1 protein-coding gene is annotated in these 245 nt (G+C 80.4%); it reads left to right on the top strand.

What is annotated here, in order from left to right:
* Positions 1 to 245 (top strand): hypothetical protein (locus tag ACSNOK_RS35720; RefSeq protein WP_436784821.1); only part of this gene is annotated, 245 nt, incomplete at both ends.

Raw genomic sequence — 245 nt, 5'->3', positions numbered from 1 at the left:
ACCGCGAGGTGCCCGGCCGGCCGCTGCGGATCGAGGCGCTGCGGCCCGGGCCGGGGCTGGCCGCGTCGCTGGGCCGCGCGCTCGCCGCGCTGCACGAGCTGCCGGTGGAGATGGTGGAGAACGCGGGGCTGCCGACCTACGACGCGGCGGCCTACCGCGCGCGGCGGCTGGCGGAGGTCGACGAGGCCGCTCGCACGGGCAAGGTCCCGCCGGCGCTGCTGCGCCGCTGGGAGGAGCGCCTGGAG

The organism is Streptomyces sp. URMC 126 (assembly GCF_051386555.1).
GTDB lineage: Bacteria > Actinomycetota > Actinomycetes > Streptomycetales > Streptomycetaceae > Streptomyces.
Note: the sequence above shows the minus strand (reverse complement) of the source record. Positions and strands in the feature narration are given on the sequence as shown.